Origin of the sequence: Cupriavidus oxalaticus, from assembly GCF_038900635.1 — a bacterium.
Lineage (GTDB): Bacteria > Pseudomonadota > Gammaproteobacteria > Burkholderiales > Burkholderiaceae > Cupriavidus > Cupriavidus oxalaticus_B.
This window is the reverse complement of sequence record NZ_JAYMRX010000008.1, coordinates 206,523-219,409: the sequence shown is the minus strand read 5'-3', so window position 1 is coordinate 219,409 and position 12,887 is coordinate 206,523. Positions and strand designations below refer to the sequence as shown.

General features: G+C 66.7%; 9 protein-coding genes. 2 read left to right on the top strand and 7 right to left on the bottom strand.

Annotated elements, in window-relative coordinates:
- Nucleotides 1-39: 39 nt before the first annotated feature.
- The 5 genes from VSR71_RS15885 to VSR71_RS15865 all read right to left on the bottom strand — a co-directional run bounded on the left by VSR71_RS15885 (nt 40) and on the right by VSR71_RS15865 (nt 6,746).
- Nucleotides 40-1,677, bottom strand: coding sequence for an ABC transporter ATP-binding protein (locus VSR71_RS15885; RefSeq protein ID WP_342914808.1), 1,638 nt, complete (start codon nt 1,675-1,677; stop codon nt 40-42).
- 31 nt (nt 1,678-1,708) lie between these two features.
- Nucleotides 1,709-2,548 (bottom strand): ABC transporter permease, encoded by an 840-nt coding sequence (locus VSR71_RS15880; RefSeq protein ID WP_342914807.1) that lies wholly within the window; start codon nt 2,546-2,548, stop codon nt 1,709-1,711.
- Nucleotides 2,545-3,549, bottom strand: a complete 1,005-nt coding sequence (locus VSR71_RS15875; RefSeq protein ID WP_342914806.1) for an ABC transporter permease — start codon at nt 3,547-3,549, stop codon at nt 2,545-2,547. The genes VSR71_RS15880 and VSR71_RS15875 overlap by 4 nt, the downstream gene beginning before the upstream one ends.
- A gap of 159 nt (nt 3,550-3,708) precedes the next feature.
- Complete coding sequence (locus tag VSR71_RS15870; protein ID WP_428979412.1) at nt 3,709-5,313, bottom strand: ABC transporter substrate-binding protein; 1,605 nt, start codon at nt 5,311-5,313, stop codon at nt 3,709-3,711.
- Nucleotides 5,314-5,390: 77 nt separating this feature from the next.
- Nucleotides 5,391-6,746 (bottom strand): ArgE/DapE family deacylase, encoded by a 1,356-nt coding sequence (locus VSR71_RS15865; RefSeq protein WP_342914805.1) that lies wholly within the window; start codon nt 6,744-6,746, stop codon nt 5,391-5,393.
- A gap of 182 nt (nt 6,747-6,928) precedes the next feature.
- Here VSR71_RS15865 and VSR71_RS15860 point away from each other — a divergent pair, with 182 nt between their 5' ends.
- Both VSR71_RS15860 and VSR71_RS15855 read left to right on the top strand, forming a co-directional pair.
- A complete protein-coding gene (locus tag VSR71_RS15860) occupies nt 6,929-8,524 on the top strand; it encodes a PLP-dependent aminotransferase family protein (protein ID WP_342914804.1) in 1,596 nt (531 codons plus the stop codon).
- A gap of 149 nt (nt 8,525-8,673) precedes the next feature.
- Nucleotides 8,674-10,092: an FAD-binding oxidoreductase gene (locus tag VSR71_RS15855; RefSeq protein ID WP_342914803.1), complete on the top strand. Its 1,419-nt coding sequence runs from the start codon at nt 8,674-8,676 to the stop codon at nt 10,090-10,092.
- Between the two features lie 106 nt (nt 10,093-10,198).
- Here the strand turns inward: VSR71_RS15855 and VSR71_RS15850 are convergent, their stop codons facing one another.
- A complete protein-coding gene (locus VSR71_RS15850) occupies nt 10,199-11,539 on the bottom strand; it encodes an aromatic acid/H+ symport family MFS transporter (protein WP_342914802.1) in 1,341 nt (446 codons plus the stop codon).
- A gap of 113 nt (nt 11,540-11,652) precedes the next feature.
- On the bottom strand, nt 11,653-12,876 hold the full coding sequence (locus VSR71_RS15845; RefSeq protein WP_342914801.1) for a 3-hydroxybenzoate 6-monooxygenase: 1,224 nt from the start codon (nt 12,874-12,876) through the stop codon (nt 11,653-11,655).
- Nucleotides 12,877-12,887: the final 11 nt, after the last annotated feature.

Here is a 12,887-nt window from a genome sequence, read left to right as displayed (position 1 = left end):
TTGTCTTTGCGGTTGCGACGTGGTTGGTGCCCGCGCCCCTCAGGCGGCGGCGCGGATCAATGTGGGATCCCATTCCTTGCCGGGAATCGCGCCGATCAGGCGCTGGGTATAGGCATGCTGCGGGGCGTCGAAGATCTGCCCCGGCGGGCCGGACTCGACCACGCGGCCCTTGTGCATCACGATCACGTGGTGGCAGATCTGCGCGGCGACGCGCAGGTCATGGGTAATGAAGATCAGCCCGATGTTCAGGCGCTTCTGCAGGTCGGCCAGCAGCTCCAGCACCTGCGCCTGCACCGAGACATCGAGCGCCGAGACCGACTCGTCGGCCACCAGCAGCTTCGGTTCGAGCGCCAGTGCGCGCGCGATGCCGATGCGCTGGCGCTGCCCGCCGGAAAACTGGTTGGGATAGCGGTCGAACGCCGAGGCCTCCAGCCCCACCAGCTGTAGCAGCTCACGCGCGCGCGCCTGCGCGGCCGCCAGCGGCACGCCGTTGGCGACCGGGCCGTCGGTGATGATGCGCCCGACGGTATGGCGTGGGTTGAGCGAGGCAAATGGATCCTGGAAGATCATCTGCACGTCGCGGCGCAGCGGGCGGAACTGGCGCTCGGACAGCCGGGCGATATCCTGGCCGTCGAACAGCAGCGCACCGCCATCGATTTCCGTCAAGCGCAGCAGGCATTTGCCGATAGTCGACTTGCCCGAGCCGGATTCGCCGACGATGCCCAGCGTTTCGCCGCGGCGCACCGTGAAGCTGACGCCATCGACCGCATGCACAACCCGCTTTTTGGTGAAGAGGCCGCCTCCGGTCACATAGGTCTTGCTTAGGTCGCGCACTTCCAGCACGGTCTCGGCCTCGTTGCGTCCGCGCTCGCATGCACGGCCATGAGGCACCGCGCCGATCAGGCGCTTGGTATAGGCATGCTGCGGGCGGTTCAACACCTGATCGGCACTGCCCATCTCCACCAATACGCCCTTTTCCATCACCGCCACGCGGTCCGCAATCTCGGCGACCACGCCGAAGTCATGGGTCACGAACATCACGCCCATGCCCTTCTCGGCCTGGATGCGGCGGATCAGGTCGAGGATCTGCGCCTGCGTGGTGACGTCGAGCGCGGTGGTCGGCTCGTCGGCGATCAGCAGCGCCGGTTCGAGCGCGAGCGCCATGGCGATCACCACGCGCTGGCGCTGGCCGCCGGACAGGCGGAACGGATAGGCATGCATCAGCGTGGCCGGATCGGGCAGGCCGACAAACTCCAGCAATTCGAGCACGCGGCGCGTACGCGCCTCGCCCGGACAGGCGTTGTGCACGCGCATGACCTCGGCGATCTGGTCGCCCACGGTCATCACCGGGTTCAGCGCCGACAGCGGCTCCTGGAACACCATGGCCATGTCCTTGCCGCGCATGCCGAGCAGCGTGGCTTCGTCCTGCGTCAGCAGGTCGCGGCCCTTGAACAGGATCTGGCCTTCCTCTGGCTTCAAGTAGGTCGGCAGCAGGCCCATGATGGCATTGGCGCTCATCGACTTGCCGGATCCCGATTCGCCGACGATGCAAAGAATCTCGCCGGCATGCAGGTCATAGGAGATATCACGCACCGCGTAGGGCCGGTCGCCGCCCGCCGGCAGCGCGATCGAGAGATCGCGGATCGACAGCAGGGGCGCTTGGTCGCTGGTCTTCATCACTTTGTCCTTTGCTAGTCCAGGCGGGCGCTCACTCGCCGCGGCGGCGCAGCTGGGGGTTCATGGCGTCGTTCAGGCCCTCGCCGATCAGGTTGATCGACAGCACCGTCAGCAGGATCGCCACGCCGGGCCACACGCTCATCCACCACGCTTCGCGGATCATGGTGCGCGCCGCGCCGATCATGAAGCCCCAGCTCATCATGTTGCGATCGCCCAGCCCCAGGAAGGCCAGCGCCGATTCGGTCAGGATCGCCGTGGCAACCATGAACGAGGCCGACACGATGATCGGCGACATGGCATTGGGCAGGATCTGCGTGGCGATGATGCGCACCGGCTTTTGCCCGATCACCACCGCGGCCTGCACGAACTCGCGCTGCTTGAGCGACAGGAACTCGCCGCGCACCAGGCGCGCCACGGGCGGCCACGACACCACCGAGATCGCGGCGACGATGGAATAGATCGACGGATTGAAGATCGCCACGATCACGACTGCCATCGCCAGCTGCGGAATGGTCTGGAAGAACTCGGTAATGCGCATCAGCGCATCGTCGACACGGCCGCCGCAATAGCCTGCCACCGAACCCACGGCGATGCCGACGGCAAGCGCCACCGCGGTGGAGATCACGCCCACCAGCAGCGAGACCCGCGCGCCGTACAGCATGCCGGCGGTGATGTCGCGGCCAAGCATGTCGGTGCCGAAGGGAAGCGCCGGGTCGGTGAACGGCTGCACCAGCGGCTCGGCCACCATCAGCCAGGGCGACTCTTCATAGAAGATCGGCGCAAGCACGGCAAGTGCCAGCACTCCCAACAGCACCAGCAGGCCGATCACCGCGCCATAGTTGCGGCAATAACGTTGCAGGAAGGCTTTCATGCGGTGGCTCCCTTGCCGCCCGCGGCGATGCGCGGGTCGATAAAGCGATAGATCACATCGGTCACCAGGTTGAAGAACACCACCAGCGCCGAGGTCACGAAGAAGATGCCGAGCAGCAGCTGGTAGTCGCGCTGCAGCAGCGCATCGAACATCAGCCGGCCGATGCCCGGCCACGAGAACACGGTTTCGGTCAGCACCGCGCCGCCGGCCATCTGTCCAAGCTGGATGCCGGCAAAGGTGATCACCGGCAGCAGCGCGTTGCGCAGCACATGCACGCGGATCACGCGGCCGGCGGGAACGCCCTTGGCTCGCGCGGTCTTGACATAGTCCATGCCCATCACCTCCAGCATGGAAGCGCGCGTCAGGCGCACGTACACGGCCATGAAGAAGCAGCCCAGCGACACCGTCGGCAGGATCATGTGCAGCGCCACGTCCTTGACGCGGGCCAGGCCGGTGTAGCCGGCGCCGATGGTCTCCATGCCGAAGGCGGGCAGCCAGCCGAGCACCACCGAGAACAGGATGATGGCCATCAGCGACAGCCAGAACAGCGGCGTCGCATACAGCAGCAGTGCGCATGACATCACCGCGCTGTCGATCCAGCGGCGGCGGTTTTCGTAGCGGGTGCGCGCCGCGATCACGCCGAGCAGCACGCCCAGCACGATGGAAAAGAGGAAGGCGCCGCTCATCAGCAGGAAGGTCGCGGGCAGCCGGTCGAGGATGAGGTCCAGCACCGGCAGGTGGTTGCGGTAGGAGTAGCCCAGGTCAAGCTGCGCCACGCCCTTGAGATAGATGCCGAGCTGGGTCATCACCGGCTTGTCGAGCCCGAACTGCTCGCGCAGCTGGTTAACGAAGGCGGCGTCGCCTGCACCGGCTTCGCCCGCCATCACGGTGGCCGGGTCGCCCGGCGCCATCCGGATCAGGAAGAAGTTGATGACGACCACGCCAAGGACGACCACGACGGCCTTTCCGAGACGGGCGCCAAGAAAGGATAGAAAGTTCACGGCTTGCTCCACGCTGGCGGCCGGGCTGGCCACCACGGCACTGGGATGCGGCTGGCCCTCGCCGTTCCCGATGCGGGGCGGCGGCGATGGCAGCGGATTTCAGGCTTCAGGGCTGCCTGCCCGCGCCGGCTCAGGCGCGGGCAGTGGCTCCGGTCTCGCTCAGTTCTTCTCGATCGAGACGTTGTCGAAGGACTCGTTCAGGCCGATGGCGGTGGTCACGAGGTTCTTGACGTGCTTGCGGTACAGCGTGGGGAACTCCACCTCGAACAGGTTGGCGTTGGCCACGTCGGTCACCAGGATCTTCTGCAACTCGCTGTACAGCTTCTGGCGCTCCGCGGTGTCCATGGTCGAACCGGCCTTGGCCCAAAGCTCGTCGGCCTTCGGGTTGCTGTAGCCCTGCACGTTGGCGAACGGTGTGCCCTTGACGATATTGCGCGTCACGTAGAGCCGCTCCACGCCCAGCGCGGGATCTCCATACTGGTACGTGTAAGTCGTGGTCAGGTCGAACTCCCAGTTGCTGAGGCGCGCCGACCAGGTTCCGGCATCGGCCGACTCGATGCTGACCTTGAAGCCGAGCTGCTCGAGCATCTGCTTGACGTATTCGTCCAGGCGGTCCCAGTTGGCGCCGTACGAGGTCGACAGGATCTTGACCGGATACTTGCCCACGTCGACGCCCGACGCCTTGACCAGTTCGCGCGCCTTCTTCAGGTTGAAGTCGTACTCGGGCATGTTCTTGTCGAAGAACAGCGTGGTCGACGAGAACGGGCTGACCGCCGGCTTGCCCATGCCGAAGAAGATGTTGTTGACGATCATCTTGCGGTTGAGCACGTGCATCACCGCCTGGCGCACCTTGACGTTGTCGAACGGCGGCTTGCGCTCGTTGAGCAGCATGCTGGCCATCGGCGAGAACATTTCCCAGCCCTTGGTGGTGTATTCCACGTTGGGCAGCGCGCGCAGGCGCTTGACGTCGACATTGTCGACATCGCCGCCGCGCAGCACCTGCACGTCGCCCTTCTCGAAGGCGACCGCACGCGAGGCGGAATCCGGGATCACGTAGAACACCAGCTCATCCAGGTAAGGCTTGCCCGCCTTCCAGTAGTTGGGGTTCTTCGCCAGCTTGATATAGGCGCCCTTCTTCCACTCCTTGAACATGAAGGGGCCGGTGCCGACCGGCTTCTGGTTGGCCGGGTTATTGCGGTAGTCGGTGCCGTCGTAGATATGCTTGGGCATCATCGGCATGGTGCCGGTCTCGAACATCGAGATAAACGGCGGGAACGGCTCCTTCAGCTTGATCTCGACGGTGCTGTCGTTGACCGCACGGATCGACGCCATGTACTTGTTGATGACCGCGCGCGTGCGCACGTGCACGTCGCGCAGCATCTTGTCGATCGAGAAAACCACGTCGGCGGAGGTGAACGGCTTGCCGTCATGCCACTTCACGCCCTTCTGCAACTCGAAGGTATAGGTCAGGCCATCCGGCGAAATGGTCCACGACTTGGCCAGTTCCGGCTGCGGCTTCAGGTCGGGGCTGTAGGTCAGCAGGCCCTGGTAGATCTTGCCGGCGACATACTGGGTCGGCGCCTGCGAGTTCATCGCGCTCACCAGGATCGGCGGCTCGGGCTGGACGATACCGGACAGCGTGCCGCCCTTGGTCTGGGCCATGGCATTGCCGGCCGGCAATGCCAGCGGCAGCAGCGAGAGGCCGGTGGCGGCAAGGGCCATCGACAGCACACTCTTGGTCAGTCGCATCGTGAATCGGTTCATCGGGCAGTTCCTCAGTTTGGCTCGTTTTGTTGATGGCTTCGGGATGGCAGCGCCGGTTGTGCTTGCGCGCGGCTTCTTCAGGCCGCGTCGCCGGCCGGTTCCACGCCGCACCAGTCCACCAGGAACTGGGCCAGCGTCGTGGTCACTCGCACCATGCTGTCCAGCGACACCGACTCGTCGATGCCGTGGATATTGCGGGCCTCGGGCCCGTAGCAGGTCACCGGCGTTTCCAGGCCGATGCGGAAATGCCGGGCATCGGTGGTCGCCGTGGTCGCCTCGCGGCGGATCGGCGTGCCGTTGACCTTGCGGTGCGCTTCGCCCAGCGCCTGCATGCTGGGCACGTCGAGATCGAATTCGCAGCCGGGGGCGTGAAAGCCCTCATAGCGGATGCGCAGTTCGAGATTGCTGGCCAGGCGCTCGACGGTCGCGCGGATGCGCGCTTCCACCGTGGCCTTGGCCTCGTCGATATCCATGTTGGGGAAGAAGCCGATGCGCACGCCCAGCATGCAGGTGCACGGCACCGACGAGTTCCACTCGCCGCCCTGGATCTGGCCGAGATTGAAGTTGATCGGGTGCGCGTGGTCCCGGTATGCCGCCGGCCGGCGTTCCGGACGGTTCCATTCCGCTTCGAGCTGGCGCAGGTCTTCCATCACCGCGATGCCGGCCTCGACCGGGTTGACGCCGCTGGTCATGTAGGCCGCGTGCGCCGGCTTGCCGGTCAGGTCGATGAACATCCAGAACACGCCGACCTGCGCGCTCATCAGGCTCTCGCCCAGCGGCTCTGGAATGATCACGGTGTCGAAGGACGCCAGCTTGCCGGCACCGACCGCGCCGCGCAGCGCCGCCACCGTGGCAAGCGCGCCGTTGCCGGTGTTCTCTTCTTCCAGCACCGCATTGAAGCCCACCGCCCCGGCCGGCTGCAGGCCCAGGCTGGCAAGCGCCTTGAACGCGGCCAGCGCGCACACGATGCCGCCTTTCATATCACCGGCGCCGCGGCCGTAGAGCCAGCCGTCCTTCACCACCGGCGCGAACGGCGACTGGCTCCACATCGATTCCGGACCGGTCGGGACCACGTCGAGATGGCCATTGAACAGCACGGAGCGGCCGCCCTTGCGGCTGGGCCGATGCGTCGCCAGCAGGTTGTAGCGGCCGCCATCCGGGCAGCACGCCGGCGAATACATCGGCAGGTGGCGGATGTCCTCGGTGCGCAGCGCGATGTGCTCGCAAGCCAGGCCCAGCTCGGCCAGCGCGCCTTCGATGAAGTCGGCCGCCGGCTGCTCTTCGCCAGACGGGCTTCTGGCCGCCACGAAGCCGGACAGCGTCTCGACCATATAGGGCAGGAGGTCGCGCACGGCTTGCGAGAGCTCGGCGGTGGTGGGTAGCGCCACCGCGTCGGAGGACGGGCTGGCCGTGAAGGAATCGGGACCTGACATGAAAGCTCCTGGCGAACGTGGGCGCATAGGGGGCGCATGAAGGGACGCATGAAGGGGACGCGATGCCGACGCATCGGGCGCCACCGACAATAACTTCGCGATGACGCCGGCCACGGATGGAAAATTAAACGATCGTTGGTACCATACATAGGTCCATATTCACGATATTTGCTGGAGCCACTTTGAAGGAAACGATTCTGTCCGAGTTGTTGCTGCAGCGGCTGGAGCGTCCGGCGGGGGCGCAGGCGGAGCGCAACGGGACACATATGAACCGCCAGCTGTATGAGCTGATTCGCCAGGAAATCCTTGCTGGCTCTATCTCCGCGGGCAGCAAGCTGCCCGCATCGCGGCTGCTGGCGACGGAGATAGGGGTTTCCCGCAATACCGTTTTGTACGCGTATGAGCAGTTGCTGGCGGAAGGCTACGTCACGGCATCGACGGGACGTGGCACCTTTGTCTCGCAGACTTTTCCCGACCATAGTGCATTGCACAAGCCTGGTGCCCGGATTGGCACCACGCCTGTGCCCGCAGTGCAGCAAAACTCAAACCGTTTCGATCTGTCGCGGCGCGGGATGCATCTTGTGTCCAACGCCGGTGCATCGGACCGGCAATGGGGCGCCTTCATGGCGGGCGTGCCCGATGTCTCGCTGTTCCCGCACGCGACCTGGGCGCGGCTGCTGAACAAGCACTGGCGCAATCCGCGCCCGGAGTTGCTGACCTACGCCCACCACGGCGGCTATATGCCGCTGCGGCGCGTGCTGGCCGAGCACCTGCGGCTGGCGCGCGCGGTGCGCTGCGAGCCCGAGCAGATCATCCTGACCACCGGCATCCACCAGGCCATCGACCTGATCGCGCGCCTGCTGGCCGATCCGGGCGACAAGGCATGGATGGAGGATCCCGGCTATTGGGGCACGCGCAGCCTGCTGACCAATGCGGGCGTCGATGTGATTCCCGTGCAGGTGGATGACGAAGGCATCGCGCCCGACGCCGCCACGCTGCAGGACCCGCCCCGCTTTATCTTTGCGACGCCCTCGCATCAGTACCCGCTTGGCACCGTGATGAGCCTGACGCGGCGGCGCATGCTGCTTGAGTACGCGCGGCAGCGCGGCGCCTGGATCGTCGAGGACGACTACGACAGCGAGTTCCGCTTCGAGGGGCGGCCGCTGGCTTCGCTGCAAGGCCTGGACGAGCACGACCGGGTGATCTACATGGGCACCTTCTCCAAGACGCTCTTTCCCGGACTGCGCATGGGCTTCATGGTGCTGCCCAAGCCGCTGGCTCCGCATTTCGCCACGGGCCTGTCGGAACTGTTCCGCGAGGGACAGCTGATGCAGCAGGCGGTGCTGGCGGACTTTATCGAGGAAGGCCACTACGCCACGCACCTGCGCCGCATGCGCCAGCGTTATGCGCAGCGCCAGGGACTGCTGCGCGAGGCCATCGCCAGGCGCTTCGGCCAGGACTGGCCCACCTCCACGCATGAGGCCGGGCTGCACCTGGTGATGCACCTGCCGCCGGGCGCCGACGATCTCGGCATCAGCATGGCGGCGCGTACGCAGGGCCTGTCGGCACGGCCGCTGTCGCGCTACTACAGCGACGAGCAGCGGGCGCGGCAGGGGCTGCTGCTGGGCTACGCCTGCGTGCCGGAGGACGACATCGGCCCCGCTTTCAACAAGCTGGCCGAAGTCATCGAGCCGGCCATGGAGCACCTGGCGCGCACGCGCCAGCCCCCGCGTGAATTCAGCGCGCGCATCAACCACGAAGCATGGAGCGGTGCGTGACGAGGCAGGATGGCACGCGGTGGTGCCACCGCGCCGGCGCCGATTGGCTCTTATCACCGTGCACGGCCTTGCCTAGCATTCTTCGCTGCGCATAGGCGCGCTCCCCGCTCTCCCTCGCTCCACCGACTCCCTTAACCGGAAAGACCCCGATGGCACCCGTGCAAGACCCCTCCGCCCTGCTGGCCGAACTGGCCGGCGTACTCGATCCCGCCGGCCTGCAAGCTGGCGATGCCATCGAAACCCGCTTCCGCAAGGACTGGTACGCACCGCTGGATCCGCAGCCGCCGCTCGCGGTGGCACGGCCGCGCAGCACGGCCGAGGTGTCGGCGGTGCTGGCCATCTGCAATCGCCACCGGCAGCCGGTGGTACCGCAGGGTGGGCTGACTGGCCTGGCGGGCGCCGCCACGCCCGCCGGCGGTGAACTGGTTCTGTCGCTCGAGCGCATGCGCGGCGTGGAAGAGATCGACGCGCAGGCCGGCACCATGACCGTACTGGCCGGCACCACGCTGCAGGCCGCGCAGGATGCCGCGCGCGCGGCGGACTGGCTCTTTCCGGTGGACCTGGGTGCGCGCGGCAGCTGCCAGATCGGCGGCAATATCGCCACCAACGCGGGCGGCAACCGCGTGATCCGCTACGGCATGATGCGCGATCAGGTGCTCGGGCTGGAAGCGGTGCTGGCCGACGGCACCGTGGTCAGCTCGCTCAACAAGATGCAGAAGAACAATGCCGGCTACGATCTGCGCCAGCTCTTTATCGGCAGCGAAGGCACGCTCGGCGTGATTACGCGGGCCGTGCTGCGTCTGGCACCACTGCCGGGCTGCACGCAGACCGCCCTGTGCGCGCTGCGCAGCTATGAAGACGTGGTCGCGCTGCTGCGCCATGCGCAGCGCCGTTTGTCCGGCCGCGTCTCGGCCTTCGAGGCGATGTGGGCCGATTTCTATGAACTGGTGACCACGCGCGTACCAGGCGTGCGCGCCCCGCTGCCGGCCGGCTCACCCTTCTATGTGCTGGTCGACCTGCAGGGCAATGACGCCGAACAGGACGGCGCGGCCTTCGAATTGATGCTGGAAACGGCGATGGAATCCGGCCTGATTACCGACGCCGCAGTGGCATCCAGCGAGAAGGAAGCCGAGAGCTTCTGGAAACTGCGCGACGCGGTCGCCGAGTTTCCGGTGATGTGGGCGCCCAATGCCGCCTACGACGTCAGCCTGCCGATCGGCCAGATCGGCCGCTTCGCCGAGAGCCTGCGCGCGGCGGTGCTGGCGCGCTGGCCGCATGCGGAGCTGGTCAACTTCGGGCATGTGGGCGACAGCAACCTGCATGTCAGTGTCTATCTGCCTGGCGCGACGGCCAAGGACTTTCCCGAGCATGAAATCAGCGAGGTGCTCTACCCCAAGGTGCGCGAGTTCGACGGCAGCATTTCCGCCGAGCATGGCATCGGCACGCACAAGAAGCCATTCCTCGGGCATTCGCGCACGCCCGAGGCGCTGGGGTTGATGCGGTTGCTGAAACGGTCAATGGACCCGAACGGGATCCTTTGTCCGGGGCGGGTGATTGACGTGGAATGAGATGGCGCGGCGATCACGACCGACGCCGAGCTGATTGCGTGCTCCCTCTCCCGCGAGCGGGAGAGGGGAGAAAGCCGAGCGGCAGGCATACCGCTTCGGTTGCATTTCAAACCGCCAGCCGCTCCGCCACCCGTTCCCGCCTGACCACCCCCAGCGAGAGCATCGACACCCCCGCAATCAACGCCGGCACCCCGACCAGCACGAACAGCGCCGGCATCCCCAGCCCCATCGACAGCATCGTCGCACCACCCACGGACCCGAGCACGGAGCCGATGCGCCCCACCCCGTTGGCCCAGCTCACGCCGGTGGCACGGCAATCGGTCGGATAGAAGCTGGCCGACAACGCATTGGCCCCCACCTGCGACCCGGAAATACAGAACCCCGCCAGGAACACCGCAAACCCCGCCGCAACCGGTTCGGACGCAACACTGCCCACCGCCGCGATGCACACCGCTGCCAGCGAATAGCTGGAGGCCAGCACGTAGTGCGGATTGATCCGGTCCATCAGCCAGCCCAGCGCGATGGCGCCCACGGTGCCGCCGACCTGGAACATGGTGGTCACCAGCGCCGCCGTGCGCAGCGAATGCCCGGTGCCGCGCAGCAGCGTCGGCAGCCAGCTCGACAGCAGGTAGATCACCAGCAGGCTCATGAAGAACGTCAGCCAGAACAGCAGCGTGCCGCGCAGCAGCTCGGGGCGGAACAGGTGCCGCACCGGCGAGGTGGTGGCGCGCTGCTCGCTGACCGCGAAGGTGGCGCCGCGCAGGTCTTCATGCGGAGCGATCTTCTGAAGCGTGGCGACGATACGCTCGCGCGACTTGCCGGTCATCACCAGGTAGCGCACCGATTCGGGCAGCATCCAGACCAGCGCCACCGCCAGCAGCAGCGGCAGCACGCCGCCGGCCACCAGCACCGAGCGCCAGCCGAAGGCGTCGATCAGCCCGGCCGAGGCCAGGCCGCCCAACGCGGAGCCCAGCGTGAAGCCGCAGAACATGGTGGTGACCAGGAAGGAGCGGCGCTTGTCCGGGCAGAACTCGGAGGTCAGCGTGATCGCGTTGGGCATGGCGCCGCCCAGGCCCAGGCCGGTCAGGAAACGCAGCAGCACCAGCGTCCACAGGTCATTCGACCATGCCGAAGCCAGGCTGGCCGCGCCGAAGAACAGCACCGACAGCACCAGCACGCCCTTGCGGCCGAACCGGTCCGCCAGAGGGCCGAACAGGAAGGCGCCGGCCATCAGGCCGCCGAGCCCGGCGCCGAACAGCGGCGCGAGCTGTGCCGGCGTCAGCTGCCATTCCGCGCGGATGGCGGGCGCGATAAAACCGATCGCGGCGGTATCGAAGCCGTCGACGGCAACGATCAGGAAGCACAGCACGACGATGGTCACCTGGAACGCCGACAGCGGCTGGCGGTCGATGAACGCGGTGACGTTGAGCGGTTGGCTGGCAGGCATGGTGTCTCCTCCTTGTTGCCAGGATTTGCGGGCGAGAGAGGGCCGGCGGCTCCGTCGGCCGCCAGCTCGCTATCAGGGTTTTCAGCGTGGAAAGGAACGCCGCGGTCAGCGGCTTACAGCCAGGGCGTGGGGCTCAGGCATTTGTCGGCGCGCCAGCCGTGCAGCCATTGCAGCGCGTCGTAGAACTGCGCCTGCGTGCGGCCGGTCCACAGGCTGTTGCGTACCAGCCGGTCGACGCCCTTGGCGTGGTAGACGCGGCCCATGTCGCGCGCGGCATAGAGCACGCGCGCGGTGCGCGGGATGCGGGCCTGCTCGTACAGCTTGAAAGCGGCTGCGTAGTCGCCATCCGCGGCTTTCACCGCCGCGCCGAGCGTCACGGCATCTTCCAGCGCCTGGCAGGCGCCCTGCGCCACGTACTGGGTCATCGGGTGCGCGGCATCGCCGAGGATGGTGGCGCGGCCGAAGCTCCAGCGTTCGACCGGATCGCGGTCGGCGGTGGCCCAGCGCTTCCACGAGGTCGGGCGGTCCAGCATCTGGTGCGGCAGCGGGTGGATGCCCTCGAAGTACGACAGCACTTCTTCCTTGCTGCCGTCGCGCACGCCCCAGGTTTCCTGTTCGCGGCTGTGGAAGGTCACCACCAGGTTGTACTGCTGGCCGCCACGCAACGGGTAATGCACCAGGTGGCAGTGCGGGCCGGCCCATACCACGGGGGCGTTGACCTGCAGGTCTTGCGGCATGTTGGCCACGTCGACCACCGCGCGGTAGACCACGTGCCCGGTCACGCGCGCTTCATCGCCGATCAGCGCCTGGCGGATCGCGGACTTGACGCCGTCGCAGCCGATCACCGCATCGCCGCGGTGGTGTTCGCCATGCTGGTCGATCACGGTCACGCCGTTGTCGTCCTGCAGCAATTGCTCGACGCGGGTACTGGTGCGGAAGGTGATCAGCGGGTGGTCCTGCACCGCTTCCAGGATCGACAGGTGGATGTCGGCGCGATGGATCACCGCATACGGGTTGCCGAAGCGCTCGCGGTAAGCCTGCCCGACATCGACCTGCGCGATGACGCTGGTGTCGATGGCGTCGCGCAGGCTGAGGTAGTCGGTAAAGACCGCGCGGCCGCGCGCGGCCTCGCCCACGCCCAGTGCATCGAGCGCGGCGAAGGCGTTGGCGGCCAGCTGGATGCCGGCGCCGATCTCGCCGATCTGCTCGGCCTGTTCCAGCAGTTCGATGCGGATGCCCTGGCGTGCCAGCGCAAGCGCCGCGGCCAGGCCGCCGATGCCGCCGCCGATGATGAGGACCTTGCCGGTCGCGTTGTTGGCGTTGTGGGTGCTGCTCATGTCTGTCTCCT